Below are 15,152 nucleotides of genomic sequence, written 5' to 3'. Positions count from 1 at the left end.
ATGTCATGAAGATCGCAGTCATCGGCGGTACCGGACTGATCGGGTCGCAGGTCGTCACGAACCTGAACGCGGCCGGACACCAAGCGGTACCGCACTCGAAGTCCACCGGAGTCGACATCATCAGCGGTCAGGGCCTGGACGAGGCGGCGGCGGGAGCCGACGTCGTCGTCAACCTGACGAACTCCCCGACCTTCGACGAGGCCTCCCTGGCGTTCTTCCAGACCTCGATGGACAACCTTCTGGCCGCGGCCCGGAAGGGCGGTGCCGGCCACTTCGTCATCCTCTCGATCGTCGGTGTGGACCAGGTGCCGGAGCTGGACTACTACCGCGCCAAGGCGCTCCAGGAGAAGATCCTCGCGGCCGGACCGATCCCCTACTCGATCGTGCGGGCCACGCAGTTCATGGACTTCATGGACGCGGTTCTGTCCTGGACCGCCGACGCCGACACCGTCCGGCTGCCCGCCACGCCCATCCAGCCCATCGCCTCCAAGGACGTGGCCGCCGCGGTGGCGGAGGTCGCCGCGGGCGCCCCGCTGAACGGCATCCGGAACGTCGCCGGTCCCGAGATCTTCGCCCTGGACGAACTGGGCCGGATCACCCTGTCCCACAAGGGCGACAGCCGTACCGTCGTCACCGACCCCACCGCAGGCATGTTCGCCGCCGTCAAGGGCGACGTCCTCACGGACAAGAACGCCCGCCTCGCCCCGACCAGCTACACCGAGTGGCTCTCCTGACACGGGCGAGCCCGCCGCGCCGGCCCCGCTGCCCGGGCCGGCTCACCCGCCGGGATTCACAGGTCGTTCAGCAGTACGGCAGCTCCGTCGAAGCGGCCCGCTTTCAGGTCGCGCAGTGCCCGTGGCGCCTCGGAGAGCGGGTAGGGATGTGTGGTGGCCCGGACACCGTACCGGGCCGCGAGCGCCAGGAAGTCCCGGCCGTTGTCCCGGGTGTTCGAGGTGACGCTGCGCAGTTCCTTCTCGTAGAACAGCTCGCTCTCGTAGCGCAGCGCCGGGACATCGCTGAGATGGATACCCGCGACCGCCAGGACCCCGCCCCGGTCCAGTGCCCGCAGTGCCACCGGCACGAGCGCACCGGCCGGTGCGAACAGGATCGCCCCGTCCAGTGGCTCAGGCGGCTGGTCGTAGGCTCCGCGGGCCGACGCACAGCCCAGGTCGAGGGCGAGCCGTCGCGAGGCCTCGTCGCGGGTCAGGACATGGACCGTCGCTCCCTGTGCCAGGGCGACCTGAGCGCACAGGTGGGCGCTGCCGCCGAATCCGTACAGCCCGAGGCGCCCGCCCGGCGGCAGTGATGTCCGCAGCAGCGCCCGGTAGCCGATGATGCCCGCGCACAGCAACGGCGCGAGTGCGACGTCGTCGACGTCCGCGGGCAACCGGTAGGCGAAGGCGGCCGGGACGGTGGTGTACTCGGCGTAGCCGCCGTCGGCGTTCCAGCCGGTGTACTCGGAGCAGGGGCACAGATTCTCGTCCCCGCGCAGGCAGTACCGGCAGGTGCCGTCCGTACGCCGCAGCCACGCCACTCCCACCCGGTCGCCGGCCGCCCACCCGCTCACACCCGCACCGATGCCGTCGACCACGCCGACCACCTCGTGGCCGGGAGTCACCCCGGCCCGGCGCACCGGCAGGTCCCCCTCGGTGACGTGCAGATCGGTCCGGCACACGCCGCACGCCCGCACCCGCACGAGCAGCTCACCGGATCCCGGCTCCGGCACGGGCCGCTCGACGAGCCGCAACGGCCCCTCTTCGACAGGCCCCGGCCGGTCCACCACCCACGCACGCATCGGCTGTGCCCCCTGTCCTGTCACGCCTGCCCCTCCAGTGTGGGCCGACACGACGGCCGGCGCGCGCTACCCCGCGGAAGGGCGCATTCGAGCGCGTCCGCGCGGGAGATCTCGGACTTCTACGCTTCATGCCATGGGAGCAGCCGCAGATGTGTCCGCCGTGACGAACTTGATTGCCACGTATGCGGAGTTGGTCGATGACGGCGATTTCGCCGGCGTCGGGGCGTTGTTCGCCGACGCCGTCCTCCGGGGAAGCGGAGTGCCGGCGGAGGGCCGGGAAGCGGTGGAGAAGATGCTCCGGGACACCGTGATCCTCTACGAGGACGGTACGCCGCGCACCCATCACGCCACGACGAACATCGCCGTGGAGGTGGACGAGGAGGCGGGCACCGCTGCTGCGCGTTCGTACGTCACGGTCTTCCAGGCCCTGCCCGGCCTGCCGTTGCAGCCCATCGCGGCAGGACACTACAGCGACCGCTTCGAGCGAAGCGGAGACGGGCGGTGGCGGTTCGCGGAGCGCCGGGTCCGGATCCGTCTGGTGGGCGATGTGAGCCGCCACCTGCGCGGGTAGGCCGCCGCTCGCGCGCCGGCCGGTGTACGACAGGGCTGAACGGCCCGGTGTCGCCCTGCTCGGCGACGGGCTCAGGGCAGGATGGAGTCGATGTAGCCGCCGTCGGCTCGCACGGCGCCGCCCGTCGTGGCGGAGGCGTGGGGTGAGGCGAGGTAGACGACCAGGTTGGCGATCTCCTCGGGCTCGATGAGGCGCTGGAGCAGGGACTGGGGGCGGTACGTGACCATGAACTCGTGCTGCGCCTGGTCCCAGGGCTTGTCGTCGCCGACGAGTTCTCGGACGAATTGCTCGACGCCGCCGGTGTGGGTCGGCCCCGCGATGACGGAGTTGACGGTGACGCCGGTGCCGGCGGCGTCCTTGGCGAAGCCGCGGCTGACGGCGAGCAGTGAGGTCTTCGTCATGCCGTAGTGGATCATTTCGGCGGGGATGACCACGGCCGAGTCGCTGGCGAGGTTCAGGACGCGTCCCCAGCCCCGTTCCTTCATGCCGGGCAGGTAGGCGCGGATGAGGCGGATGGCGGAGAGGACGTTGACGTCGAAGTACCGGCGCCATTCGGCGTCGTCGATCTCCAACGGAGGGGCCGAGCCGAAGATGCCGAGGTTGTTGACCAGGATGTCGACGGCCGGGGCGGCCGCCAGTACGGCGGCGGCGCCCCGCTCCGTCGACAGGTCGCCCACGGCGCCTGTGACCTCGCCGCCGCCGGATCCGCTGCGCACGGCGTGTACGGCCTTTGCGACACGCTCCTCGCTGCGGCCGTTGACGACGACGCGGGCTCCCGCGCGGGCGAGGCCTGTGGCGATGGCCTGGCCGATGCCCTGGGTGGAGCCGGTGACCAGGGCGGTGCGGCCGGAGAGATCGATCTGCATGACGCGTCCCCTCGTCGAGTCTGGCGATGGCGGCGGCGGGGCGTGAGCGCGGCCTTGCCGGTGGCGGAGATCACGATGATGCCGCCGGGCAGGTGGCGACCGGCGCCGCGGCGCACTCCGTACCGGGTTACGCCATCTGCCCCGGCTGTTCCCACGATCGCCTCGCCACCGTGGCGACGGGGAAGGTCGAAGGCTGCCAGGTGAGCGCCGGCGTTCGTCGCATCGGCAGCCAAGACACCGTAAGGACTTCCTGGTTCGGGCAATGGATTACGGAGCCTTCCCCACGACGATCTCCGAGCGAAGTCCGTGTTCTCGACGCTCACGAGGAAGGTCCACCCGTGAGACTGACCCGCGCTGCCCTGGTTGTCGCGGCCACCGCTCTGGCGCCGGCGCTTCTGATCGCCGCCCCCGCGTCCGCTGCCCCCTCGCCCCACCCGGCCGGTGCCTCTGTCACCTCCGTGACGGCCACGTCCGACGCGGACGGCTCGGCCACGCCGGTGGACGAGAAGTCCGACGACGAGGTGCGGATGGCGATCATGCGCGTCATCGCCGACCCGAGCACCGGCAGGGCGGTCTGTGCCGCCGCGCAGAAGGCCGTGGACGGCACCATCGAGGACCAGCGGAACTTCCTGAAGACCGGCCGTTCGGCAGCCCGGGCGGAGGACGACCGCGTCGCCGTCTTCCGGATCCTCGCCGTCGCTCGCCAGAACAACGGCAAGGCGGTCGTCAAGGAGGCCACCAAGGCCCTCGACGACGGCTCACCGGCCGCCCTGCGCGCCTTCCTGGAGACCGGCCACCGCCTGGCCCAGGCCGAGGACGACCGCGTGGCCGTCTTCCGGATCCTCGCCGATCCGGCCACCGGCGCGGCACTCCGCGCAGCCGCGGAGCGGGCCCTCGACGACGGCACGCCGGAGGCGTTGCGGTACTTCCTGGAGCACGGCCGGTACGAGGCGGGCGCCTGAGCGCCGGCGGGGACGCCGCACGCGGACGTCCCCGTCCCCGCTGATCCCGCTGGGAGAAACGCAGTGTGCCGGGGGAGAGTTGGGCCGTCGGCCCCTGGGAAATGGGTCGATGGCGTCGCCGAGCCCTGGCACAGTGGCGCACCATGGATGACTCAGTGCTTCTGACGGCTGCGGATGTGCAGCTCATGCAGAGCCTGGCGCAGCAGGTCACTGCCGTCCGTCCCGACCTGGTCAACAGCGACGCGTCCTATGGCGAGCTGGCCTGGAACTGGGGCAAAGGGTACGCACGCGCCGGCGAGAGCTGGCTGCGTCGGCTGTGGTTCTCCGGTGCCGATCCGGTCGCGTGGGGCTGGGCCCGTCTGCCGCACCGGGCGAGGCGGAGCGACGGGTCGGTGGCGGACGTCACCAGCGCCTGTCTGGTGTATCAGGTCCATCCCGACCACAGCGAGCTGGTGGACGAGGTGATCGACTGGTACGACACCGTGGCGGCCGGCCTCGAGCGCACCGTCGTACCGTCCGACGCCGATGAGTTCGCCCTGGGGCGATGGGCGGCGCACGGTTATGGCATCGATCCGGACTCGCTCGGCGACACGGGCTCCTGGACTCAGCTCAACGAGCGGGACCTCGATGTCCTGGAGCAACCGGTGCTGCCGGACGGCTTCCGGTTCCGCACCGCCGACGAGGCCGGGCCGCGGGCCGCGGTCCGGGCTCATCTGGACGCCTGGGCTCCGTCGACGTACACGGCCGAGGCCTACGAGGGGGTGCGGCGGACACCGCCGTACCGCGGTGACCTGCACGTCCTGGTGGAAGCACCGGACGGGACGATGGCCGCATCGACGGTCATGTGGCTCGACGAGGCGAACCGGACCGCCGAATTCGAGCCGGTCGGCACGCATCCGTCCTACCGGCGGCTCGGGCTGGGCCGCGCGATGCTCCTGCACGGGATGCACCTGGCACGGGAGGCCGGGGCCGGTCACATGACGGTCGCCTGTCTGGGCGCGCCAGGGTATCCCGCGGCACGTGGACTGTATGACGGCGTCGGGTTCCGTCCGCTCTCACGCGACGTGCCGCTCATCAAGCCCCGGGGCTAGGGCAGCAGCCGGATCGTGAGCCGTCCCCGCTCCTCGTTCGCCGCCCGGTCCGCGAGAGGGTCCCGGAAATGCCCTCCGTCGGGCCGCTGCCGACGCCGCTGAGGGGCCTGTGGGCGTGACGCCACCCATAGGAGCCAGATCACATCCTATGCGGCGTCGTAGAAACGGAACGGTCCGAGCAGGGATTTAATCCGGCATATACCACCATTTCCGACATTGCTCCGATGTGGCGTAGTACGTCACATCATTGCGCTCGGCCAGGTCCGCCGCTAACCATTGCTGTCGTTGCCGGGGCCAAGCGACGGACCGACCGGATTCCCGCCGGACTGTCGCCCCCACCCGCAGCACGGGGCCCAGCCCCCCCGCAGCCGTCAGAGGCGGCCTGCACTGACCTTGTCCCCCACGAAGGGTTCTTTCGCATGACCATGACCGCTCGCACCCGCATCGCCCGCCTGCGCACCCTCGCCCTCACCGGCATCACCACCACCGGCGCCGCAGCCGCCGCCCTGACCCTGATGCCGACGACCGCGCAGGCCGCCGAAGCGACGCAGGCACCCGCCTCCCACGCGGTCACGGCCTCCAAGAAGGTCTCGGCGAGCGACAGCCGCACCACCTCCCAGCAGAAGGCCGGCTACTCCAACAACCTCGACGGCTGGATCAAGCAGTCCCTCCAGATCATGAAGGCCAAGGGCATCCCGGGCAGCTACGACGGCCTCAAGCGCAACATCATGCGCGAGTCCGGCGGCAACCCCTCCGCCCAGAACAACTGGGACGTGAACGCGCAGAAGGGCACCCCCTCCAAGGGTCTGCTCCAGGTCATCGACCCCACCTTCAACGCCTACCACGTCTCCGGCACCGCCCAGAGCGTCACGGACCCGGTCGCCAACATCACCGCGGCCGCCAACTACGCCGCCCACCGCTACGGCTCCATCGACAACGTCAACTCCGCGTACTGAGCCCGGAGCCGGACGACCACCGACGGCGCACTGCAACCTCGCAGGACCGACGCAGTGCGCGCGGGAACACGGCCGCCGCGGGGCCAGGACCGGCACGAGCAAGGGCACTTCAGCATCCCAAGGCTCGAACCTGCCGTTGTCGGCCCCCGAAGGCAGCGCGCCCGTGTCGCGCCCCATCCGGAACCGGTCAGGCAGCGACTCTGCCCCCACGTTGCCCGTTCCGACCTGACGGTCGGGACCGTCCTCGCCCTACACCGGAACGGTAGATCCCGGTGCGGTGAGGAGAGGCGTGCGCGGACACAAGAAGCAAGACGAGAACGCCCCCGCAGCCGGGAACACGCGCAAGGCCGCCGCGGAGCTGGCGATGGAGCCGCGACACCCGGAGCGTGCGGACACGCCGCAGCCGCTGCGACCGGACGCGGTGATCGCTCTGCAGCAGCTGATCGGCAACGCCGCAGTCGGTGAGGCGCTCAGCCGGGCCAGGGCGGAACACACCGACGTGGCCGAACGCCAGACCGCCTCCGTGCACGAGGTACTGCGCTCTCCCGGCCGTCCCCTGGGCGATGCGGTACGTGCCGACATGGAATCCGCGCTGGGCGCGGACTTCTCCGACGTTCGTGTGCACACCGACCGGGCGGCCCACGAGTCCGCCGCATCGGTCGCCGCGCAGGCCTACACCTCCGGCTCCCACATCGTCTTCCGGCGGGGCCGCTACGACACGGCGTCCGACGCGGGCCGCGAAGTGCTCGCCCACGAGTTGACGCATGTCGTCCAGCAGCGCCGCGGTCCGGTCGCCGGTACGGACACCGGGGGCGGGCTGGCCATCAGTGATCCCTCCGACCGGTTCGAGCGCGAGGCGGAACGGGTGGCGGCCGATGTCATGGCCGGCGCCCCGGCCGCCGCACCGAGCCCGGCCCCCCACGTCGGTGCCGCCCTGCCTGTCGCACGTCTGATATCGGTCGACGAATTCCGGCGCAGGACCGCTGTCGGTCTCCTGGAGAAGCGCGGCTCGTCGATCGTCCGGGTCGAGGACGCGCTCGCCGCCTATCACCGGCTGCCGGTGGACAGCTACCTGGCCAGACGCCGGCAACTGGATGCGCTCAGGGCCGCCGCCGAGGAATACCGCGCCCAGTCCAAGTCGGGACGGCACCAAAAGGCGGTCGACGACCTGGTCGCCGAGAGCCACGCGGAGTCCAACGAGATCAGGCTGCCGGCCGTCGTCGAGGAGATCCTCCGGCACGTGGCGGCCCACGCGGAGATCTACCGGCAACTGGCCGACGTCGACCGACAGGCCGACCAGCTGGCAAAGGCGCGCGGTCTCCTCGCCGCGCAGGAGACGATCCTGCATCAGATCCAGGTCACCGACGCGGCCATCGACAGCGATCTGTCCGCCGCCAACACCAACCTCGCGAACTGGTTGAACGGGGTCGTCAACGGCCTGTCGGAGGACGACCGGCGACGCCTCGTCGAGGACGACCTGCAGTTGCTGCACCAGATGCAGTCGGACGCCGGTGCCCCGCAGATCACCCGAGCCGTCCTCGGCGATCTGCTCGCGCACAAGGACATCGTCAGGTTCACGACCGGAATGCCGGGGACGTCGCTCTCTCCCGCCGGCACCGCCGAGAAGTACACGATGCGGCACGCGCTGTCCCAGTCGGCAGGCGCGACGGAGCGCCTTGGCTCGCTCGCCCATGAACTCACCCACGTGGACGCGGGCGAGACCTACGGGAACAGCGAGATCCTGCTGCTCCTGAGGCGGGGGCTGAGCGATGACGAGATCCGGAATCTGGCCAGGGAACGGACAGCCGAGATCGGCAGCCTGCAAGCGCTGCTGCAGCAGAGCCAGGCGCTCACCGTCGAACAGAAGGACCTCATCGCGGCCAAACTGCAGTATGCCGTCGAGCCGATGAAGGGGGTCGGCCGTTACGCGATGCTCTTCAAGTCGAGTGGCAAGATCGATGACGCCACGTACGAACGACTGATGCACATCGAGCAACTGACCGGACCCAACAGCTCGGTTGTCGTGGAATACGACACCGTCGTCACCCAACTCCTCGTCTACCTCCACCGGTGGGGAGTGGACCAGGGGGAGCCGCTCTACGCCGCGGTCACCGACTTGGCCACGCGCCTGCGCGCCGACCGGAGTGCCGCCGCAGCCGCGACGTCCTAGCGGATCGGGAACCCCCGGACACGTGTGCGGCCGACCGTGGCGGCGCATGGCGGGGACCACCGGTCACAGCAGCGGATACTTCCCCGTCCCATAGCACTCCGCGGGCAGGGGGTCCGGACAGTCGTCGGGGTCGACGAGGTGCGCGACGACCTGTGCGGCGGTGCGGTGCCAGAACCGGACGCGGCGGAGCATCGCGTGATCGCCGCCCCGGACGACGGCCAACGCCGCCCCCGCCGCCGTGCCCCGGGCCCGGCGCACGCAGTCGGCCGAGTCACCGAGGGAGGTGACCCGGTCCCGATCGCCGTGCAGGGCGACCACATGACGGCCGCTCAACTGGTGCACCGGCTCTCCCTTCGGCCACCAGGGCGCCAGACCGAGCACGGCACTCACCTGAGGATGACCGGCGACGTGCAGTGCGGCCCTCGCCCCCATGGAGTGCCCGACGAGGACGGTGGGCACCGGGCCGGCCAGCGCGGCGAGGTGGCGCAGCGCCTCGTCGGCGTCCGACACCGGGTCGGCGCGGCCGCCGTTCCAGCCGCGTACGCGGTAGCGCACCTGCGCGATCAGCAGGCCGTCGTGCGGCCGTGCCAGCGCGATGGCCCGCTGGAAGGGCGTCATGCGCAATGCCGCGGGGTGCCACGGGCGCGCCGGACGAAGGCTGGTCTCGCACCCGCCGTGCAGCAGGAGCACCGCCGCCCGTGGCCGGGCCGGAACCAGGCGTGGTACGAGGGCGGCGCCGGGCTCGGGAAGAGGCGGGGTCATGTCCTGGTGCATGCTGGTCGCTCCCTCTCGGTCCGGCGGGCCGCGGGCTGCGGCCGTTGCCGGTCCCGATTTCCTGTCGCGGTGCATCTGGCGAACGAGGGGCTGCTGACCTCCTCGAACGCCCTGGCTTCCGCGGAAGTCCGGTTCGTGAGAGAGGCGGAACTGCCTGTGGAAACTGATCCCGCTGGGGATGCCGCACGGTCGATCACTCGTCACGCGTCCTTGGCCTGCTGTGTGAGCCGAGTGTCCGTGGTGGAGCGCAGTTGGGTCAGGACGGTCTCGCCTTGCTGAAGCAGCTCGGACGGGTGCCCGGACAGGACGGCGTCCTGGCGCGCGTTGACGGGGCCGAAGAACGCATCTGCGCGTGCCTTGGCCCGGGGAGTGCTGCGCAGGGTGACGATCCGCCGGTCGGTGTGTTCGCGGGTGCGGACGACGTACCCGGCCCGTTCGAGCCGGTCGAGCGGTGCGGTCATGGCTTCCGAGGAGAGCGGGATCCCACTGCTGAGCAGAGCTGGTGACGGCGGGACGCCCCTGGCTTCGGCCGAAGCGGTATCCAGCAGAGCGAAAGCATCGGTGGCGTGCACGCCGATCTCGGTGGCGAAGCGTCGGCCCAGTTCGGTGAAGCTCGCACCGTGGGCCCTGAGCTCTCCCGCCAGCCGTTCGCGCTGCGCCGAGATGCCACCGGACACCGATTCGTCCACCAAGCCCCTCCCGCTCCTTCGCCGCCGACGGTGCATCTCACCGGCACGCGGTGACAACCTGTCACCGAGCAGCATGCCTTCTTCGCGAAGTTACTTCACCATGAAGTAGAGGGGAAGCGGTTCGTGGGCAGGGCCTGCGGTACGGGACCTGATGCGCCGTGACGGCTGCCAGGACACGCTCCGCTTGGGCGGCCACGGGGACCTCGGCGCGGGCGTGAAGGCCACCGCCCCCTACGGGCGCCGCTGGGTGATCCGGTGCAAGCACCGGCGCAACGGCCTGTCCGGCTCCGGGGTCGGCACACCGGACCTCCAGGTCCTCAACGGCACCGCTCGCCAGGTCCACGGCGCCGACGTCGCGGTGATCGTCACGCCCTTGGTGCCCGGGCGTCCGGCGCACGTCCTCTGTGGGAGCTGCTCCGGGCCGTCCCACCGCCACGCAGACCGTCCGGCCCTTCCTGAAACAGCTCAGCCGGCAGCGTGGGCCTGGCCATTTAGCACCTGTCGCGGAGGCGGGGGAGTCTGGCATCGTGAAGAGCCCGGCCCGTTGCTCTCCCCCGTAGCGGCGGGCCGGGCATCTCGTTCGCCGCGGTGGCGGTGGGCCTCTTCCGACCGGCGCCGGACTCCGCTGCCCGACACGCCGTCCGGCCCCGTTGCCCGTACTAGAGCAGACCGGCCCGGGCCGCCTGGATGCCCGCCTGGAACCGGGTCCGCGCGCCGAGGTCGTCCATGACCTCGTGCACCCAGCGCTGGACGGTGCGCGGTGAAACGCCCAACTGGCGCGCGATGCTGTCGTCGGTGAACCCTGCCGACAGCAGCGTCAGCAGTTCCCCTCGGCGGCTGCCCGCGCCGAGCGCCGGTCCGCCGGCGTCCGGCACCCGCACCGCCCGATGCCAGTACGCCTCGAACATCCCGGTCAGCGCGTCCAGCAGGGACGAGGCGCGGACCAGCACCGCGGCCTGCAACTCGGAGCCGGTGGCCACCGGCAGCATCGCCCAGCGCTCGTCCACCATGGCCAGCTTGCAGGGGAGTTCGGGCAGTATCCGCGCCTCCTCGCCGGCCGCGACGACCTCGCGGATCTCGGCGAGTCGCCCGGGTGCACTGACCGAGCCGGCCTCGTACACCGCGCGGATGCGCACTCTGCGGGCCAGCAGGGAGCGCTCCAGTTCGGTGTCGGTGGGGGATATGTGCGGGGGTTTGTCGAACAGCAGGAGATGGCGTCGTGCACCGTCCTGCATCTGCCGCCAGCGCTCGGCGATGGCTGCCTGTCCGGTGACCACCTCCACCAGATCGGCGCTCTGCGGTGGTTGGGCCCTGCGGTAGGCCCGCATCAGCTCGCCCACCCGGCCGCGGGTGCGCAGCAGTTCCTCCTCCCGGCGCAGCAGCAGCGCCTCGACAGCGACGTCGGGGGCAGCGGCCGACCAGCGGACCGGGTCGCCGTCGTGCCGGGTGACCAGGCCCTGTCGCGCGAGCGCGGTCAGCAGCCGTTCGGCGCGGCCCGCCGTGATGCCTGACTTGGCGGCGAGATCGGCTGTCGTACAGTGCGCAGATGCGAGGACATGAAGATAGGTGTTCTGTTCCGCTTCAGGAATGCCGAGGCCTTCGAGCAGACCACCCGAAGCCGCGCGCATGGGCGCCGTCGGCTGGGCTCCGCCTGACACAGTGTGGAAACCGGCTGGGAACACCCTGACCGCCCTTCGGCTCCGGGTGGCGAGGCTCGACGCGCGGTACTCGCCACCCGGCCATTGTGTCATGTTCTCGCCATGGCGGGTTCCGGTTGGCACCTGACTCTTGAGGGTTCACGCAGGCCACACCCACGATGAACCCCGGTCTGACAGGCCCCCGATCATCGACTCCATCCCCCACAGGAGACCGGTTACATGGGCACGAACACAGAAGCCAGACACAGTCGTTTCACCGGCCGAGCGGCAGCCGCGGGTCTGCTCCTCGCCGCCGTCGCTCTCGTCCCGGCGTGTGCCGGAACGTCAGCAGCCGCCACCGGTACGGGCTTTGGCCCGTACAACGGAGGATTCCAGGACAGCAACTGGGGCGGATACGTCGCCACCGGCAGCTTCGGCACCATCAGCGGCTCCTGGACCGAACCGCACGCCACGTGCAACAGCAGCAACGACCTGTTCGCCCCCTGGGTCGGCCTGGACGGCTACGGTTCCCAGACCGTGGAGCAGACCGGCGTGCAGACCGACTGCTCCAGCGGGTCGCCGGTCCTCTCCGCCTGGTACGAGATGTACCCTGCCGCCCCGGTGTACTGGAACGACCCCGTATCCGAAGGCGACAGCATCACCGCCAAGGTGGTCTCCAACGGCGGCGGCAGCTACACGCTGACGCTCACCGACAACACCAAGGGCTGGACCGAGCACGTCAACCAGAACCTCGGTGCCGACAACGCCAGCGCCGAAGCGGTCATCGAATCCCCCACCCAGAGCTATCCGTCCTTCAGCAAGCTGGACTTCTCGGGCATCACCGTGGACGGCAAGTCGTTCGACGCGACGAATCCCCAGGCCTTCACCAGCGGTGGCTACGCGCCGGGACCGCTGTCCGGCGGTTCCTTCTCCATGACGCCGGGCGGCAGCGTCCGTGCGCCGCACACGCCCGCCGAACGGCCGTCGGTCATCCGCTACTGATGGCCGGCCCGCGGTGACGCGGGAATCGCGAGGGGCGCCCGGACCGCACGGTCCGGGCGCCCGTGACGTGCACCACCTCTCCACGCCGGAACTCGGCTGCCGGCCGGTCCGACACATGAAGCGGCACGGCCCGATCCGGCCGGCGCCGTACCCGTGATCTGGAGACGCGGTTGATGCACGAGTCGAGGCAGCGCTCTTTCCCCTCTTCCCCCACTTCCCCCTCATTTCCCGGCGCGGGTGCGGTGGCGCGGAAGGTCGCGCCACCGCCCGCCCTGTGCGGGTTTCTGCTCCTGCTGGTGCTGACGGCCGCGGTGCCGAGCACGAGTCCGTCCGTGGAGAACCGGCATGACCGGCACCGGCCCGGCGCCCGCCTCCCCTCCTGGCACCCGCATGGTCGCACTGGACCGGCAGGAGTCGCTCAGGCTGCTGGCCGGCGTCCCCATGGGGCGGGTGGGCCTCACACAGGAGGCGCTGCCGGTGATCCGGCCCGCCAACCACCTCGTCACCGCCGAGGGCGACATCATCATCCGGACGCACGCCGGAGCGGCGTTGCTGAGCAGCGCCACGCAGTCCGCGGTCGTGGTGTACGAGGCGGACCGGATCGACGAGGCCGCCCATACCGGCTGGAGTGTGATGGTCACCGGCAGGGCCAGCCGTGTCACCGACCCACGCCTTCTCTCCCGCTACGACGCCGCACTCACCCCGTGGGTCAGCAGGGACATGGAGTATGTGGTCCGCATCCCGTCCGAACCGGTCACCGGGTACCGGCTGGAGCGGTGAGGCGGAAGCGGGCGGCACGAGAAGCGCCCACGCTGACGATCACGGCCGAACCGACCGGCCCCCTGCACGGCGAGGGCTTTCACGACCTGCACCGGCGACCCGGCGCACGGCCTCCTCCCACTATGGCCAGGAGCACCCCGAGCACCTCACCGCGGCCCGGATCGCCGCCTTCGATGTCACCGACGAGCGGGAGCGGACGCTGCCGAGGGTTCGCCTGCATCTCGGGTACGACTGTCCTCAGGCCCGGCAGTCCGGAACGTCCAGCACCCGGACCAACATGACCCAGCCCGTACGTGACACATACGAGCACTGGGGCCGCCCGCTCGCCGCCCGCAAGGACGCGCCCGCCCTCCGGCTCCTCACCTGAGCCGCCCTCAGAGGTCGTTGCCCGCGTAGGAGAGATTGAAGCTCTTGTTCGTCAGCGGGAAGTCCGGGACGATCGTGTCGGCCAGCGCGACGGGCAGGGCGGGCCAGTTGAAGAAGGACGGGTCGACCGGTTTGACCCGGGCCAGGGTGCCGTCGGCGGCCAGTTCCACGCGCGTGGCGATGGTGCCGCGCCAGCCCTCCACCAGCCCCACACCGTCACGGACCTGGGCACCGGGTGCGGGGGAGAGCCCCACGACGGTGTGCGCGGCGGTGAGACCGTCGGCCAGATGCCGGACCAGTGCGAGGGAGATGTCGATCTCCTCGGCGCGCAGGAGGAAGCGGGCCAGGACATCACCGTCGGTGTGGACGGGCACGTCGAGGTGCGGGCCGTAGTCGGTGAAGGGGTGTGCGGCGCGTGCGTCGTGGGCGAGACCGCTGGCCCGGGCGACATAGCCGAGGCAGCCGATCTCGCGTGCCGCCCGGGTCTTCAGGACGGCGGTGCCGGTGAAGCGGTCGCGGACGGTCGAGTGGCCGAGGGCGAGGTCGGTGATCTCGCGGACGTCCTCGCCGATCGCCGCCAGGGCCCGCGGATCGGGCACGGACTGGAGGACGGCCCCGCCCGGCACGACGCCGCCGCGCAGCAGCCGGTGGCCGGTGGTCCGCCGGTTCAGGCGCAGGAGCTGCTCGCGGACGCGCTGGGCGTGGGCGTTGAGGATGCCATGGCCGACGTCGTTGCAGAGCATCCCGAGGTCGGCGACGTGGTTGTGGATCCGCTCCAGCTCCAGCAGCAGCGCGCGGGCCTGCTGGGCCTCGGCCGGTACGGCGGTGCCGGTGGCATCCTCGACGGCCAGGCAGTAGGCCAGTGCATGGCCGACCGCGGTGTCGCCGCTGACGCGTTCGGCCAGCGGCAGACCGGCGGTGATCGTGCGTCCCTGGAAGAGCTTCTCGATGCCCTTGTGGACGAACCACAGGCGGGCCTTGAGCCGGAGGATGGTCTCGCCGACGACGGAGAAGCGGAAGTGGCCGGGCTCGATGAGCCCGGCGTGCACGGGTCCGACGGGGATCTCGTAGACGCCGTCGCCCTCGACCTCCAGGAAGGGGTAGGGGCCCTCCTGCTCACCGAAGGGGGGCGGGGGACCGGCGTCGGGGTGCATCGGATACCAGCCGCGCGGCCAGTGGAAGTGCCGTACCAGGCGGTGGGGCAGGAGGTGGTCCTGCGGGACGATGCCGAACAGGTCGCGCATCTCGCGTTCGAAGCGGCCTGCGGGGAAGGAGAGATGGGCCAGCGTCGGCAGCGCGGGCCGGTCGGGGTCGAGATGGACGTGCAGTTCGGTACGGGTGTCGGGCGGCCCCGCCGCGAACAGGTACACCACCCGGATGCCGCGTTCGTCGTGATGGGCGGCGACCAGGGCGAGGCGATGCCCGTCGGCCAGCAACTCTGGTACGCGCCTGGGCAGTTCGGCGGTGTCGATGTCCTCTGTGGTGCGCATCGG

General features: G+C 71.0%; 14 protein-coding genes and 1 pseudogene. 9 read left to right on the top strand and 6 right to left on the bottom strand.

The window, feature by feature from the left end:
- The first annotated feature begins 5 nt into the window (after positions 1-5).
- The gene (locus BIV25_RS09410) at positions 6-734 is read left to right on the top strand and encodes an SDR family oxidoreductase (protein WP_071371743.1); all 729 of its coding nucleotides are present in this window, start codon (positions 6-8) and stop codon (positions 732-734) included.
- Positions 735-790: 56 nt separating this feature from the next.
- Here BIV25_RS09410 and BIV25_RS09405 read toward each other — a convergent pair whose 3' ends face one another.
- The gene (locus BIV25_RS09405; RefSeq protein ID WP_071371742.1) at positions 791-1,795 is read right to left on the bottom strand and encodes a zinc-binding alcohol dehydrogenase family protein; all 1,005 of its coding nucleotides are present in this window, start codon (positions 1,793-1,795) and stop codon (positions 791-793) included.
- Positions 1,796-1,928: 133 nt separating this feature from the next.
- Here BIV25_RS09405 and BIV25_RS09400 point away from each other — a divergent pair, with 133 nt between their 5' ends.
- Complete coding sequence (locus BIV25_RS09400; RefSeq protein WP_071371741.1) at positions 1,929-2,366, top strand: nuclear transport factor 2 family protein; 438 nt, start codon at positions 1,929-1,931, stop codon at positions 2,364-2,366.
- Between the two features lie 71 nt (positions 2,367-2,437).
- Here the strand turns inward: BIV25_RS09400 and BIV25_RS09395 are convergent, their stop codons facing one another.
- Positions 2,438-3,232 carry an SDR family NAD(P)-dependent oxidoreductase gene (locus tag BIV25_RS09395; protein ID WP_071371740.1) on the bottom strand — a complete coding sequence of 265 codons (795 nt, stop codon included), beginning with the start codon at positions 3,230-3,232 and terminating at the stop codon, positions 2,438-2,440.
- Positions 3,233-3,570: 338 nt separating this feature from the next.
- Between BIV25_RS09395 and BIV25_RS09390 the strand changes: the two genes are divergently transcribed.
- The 4 genes from BIV25_RS09390 to BIV25_RS09375 all read left to right on the top strand — a co-directional run bounded on the left by BIV25_RS09390 (position 3,571) and on the right by BIV25_RS09375 (position 8,411).
- Positions 3,571-4,194 carry an ALF repeat-containing protein gene (locus BIV25_RS09390; protein ID WP_071371739.1) on the top strand — a complete coding sequence of 208 codons (624 nt, stop codon included), beginning with the start codon at positions 3,571-3,573 and terminating at the stop codon, positions 4,192-4,194.
- Between the two features lie 143 nt (positions 4,195-4,337).
- Positions 4,338-5,285: a GNAT family N-acetyltransferase gene (locus tag BIV25_RS09385; RefSeq protein ID WP_071371738.1), complete on the top strand. Its 948-nt coding sequence runs from the start codon at positions 4,338-4,340 to the stop codon at positions 5,283-5,285.
- Between the two features lie 419 nt (positions 5,286-5,704).
- Positions 5,705-6,241: a transglycosylase SLT domain-containing protein gene (locus BIV25_RS09380; RefSeq protein ID WP_071371737.1), complete on the top strand. Its 537-nt coding sequence runs from the start codon at positions 5,705-5,707 to the stop codon at positions 6,239-6,241.
- A 289-nt stretch (positions 6,242-6,530) separates the two neighbouring features.
- A complete protein-coding gene (locus tag BIV25_RS09375) occupies positions 6,531-8,411 on the top strand; it encodes a DUF4157 domain-containing protein (RefSeq protein WP_071371736.1) in 1,881 nt (626 codons plus the stop codon).
- A gap of 63 nt (positions 8,412-8,474) precedes the next feature.
- Here the strand turns inward: BIV25_RS09375 and BIV25_RS09370 are convergent, their stop codons facing one another.
- Both BIV25_RS09370 and BIV25_RS09365 read right to left on the bottom strand, forming a co-directional pair.
- Positions 8,475-9,185 (bottom strand): lysophospholipase, encoded by a 711-nt coding sequence (locus BIV25_RS09370; RefSeq protein WP_256255692.1) that lies wholly within the window; start codon positions 9,183-9,185, stop codon positions 8,475-8,477.
- 200 nt (positions 9,186-9,385) lie between these two features.
- Complete coding sequence (locus BIV25_RS09365; protein ID WP_071371934.1) at positions 9,386-9,874, bottom strand: MarR family winged helix-turn-helix transcriptional regulator; 489 nt, start codon at positions 9,872-9,874, stop codon at positions 9,386-9,388.
- A gap of 136 nt (positions 9,875-10,010) precedes the next feature.
- Between BIV25_RS09365 and BIV25_RS46630 the strand changes: the two are divergent.
- Positions 10,011-10,333 (top strand): annotated as a pseudogene (locus BIV25_RS46630) (restriction endonuclease); the annotation flags it as partial.
- 200 nt (positions 10,334-10,533) lie between these two features.
- Here BIV25_RS46630 and BIV25_RS09360 read toward each other — a convergent pair.
- Complete coding sequence (locus tag BIV25_RS09360; protein WP_071371735.1) at positions 10,534-11,502, bottom strand: LuxR family transcriptional regulator; 969 nt, start codon at positions 11,500-11,502, stop codon at positions 10,534-10,536.
- Between the two features lie 249 nt (positions 11,503-11,751).
- On the opposite strand from BIV25_RS09360, the gene BIV25_RS09355 reads away from it, so the two are divergent.
- Positions 11,752-12,513 carry a G1 family glutamic endopeptidase gene (locus BIV25_RS09355; RefSeq protein WP_071371734.1) on the top strand — a complete coding sequence of 254 codons (762 nt, stop codon included), beginning with the start codon at positions 11,752-11,754 and terminating at the stop codon, positions 12,511-12,513.
- A gap of 345 nt (positions 12,514-12,858) precedes the next feature.
- Positions 12,859-13,293 (top strand): pyridoxamine 5'-phosphate oxidase family protein, encoded by a 435-nt coding sequence (locus BIV25_RS09350; RefSeq protein ID WP_071371733.1) that lies wholly within the window; start codon positions 12,859-12,861, stop codon positions 13,291-13,293.
- Positions 13,294-13,667: 374 nt separating this feature from the next.
- Here the strand turns inward: BIV25_RS09350 and BIV25_RS09345 are convergent, their stop codons facing one another.
- Positions 13,668-15,149, bottom strand: coding sequence for an NADH-quinone oxidoreductase subunit C (locus tag BIV25_RS09345; protein WP_071371732.1), 1,482 nt, complete (start codon positions 15,147-15,149; stop codon positions 13,668-13,670).
- Between the last annotated feature and the right edge of the window lie 3 nt (positions 15,150-15,152).

It is taken from the genome of Streptomyces sp. MUSC 14 (assembly GCF_001866675.1).
Lineage (GTDB): Bacteria > Actinomycetota > Actinomycetes > Streptomycetales > Streptomycetaceae > Streptomyces.
This window is presented reverse-complemented; position numbering and strand designations above follow the sequence as displayed.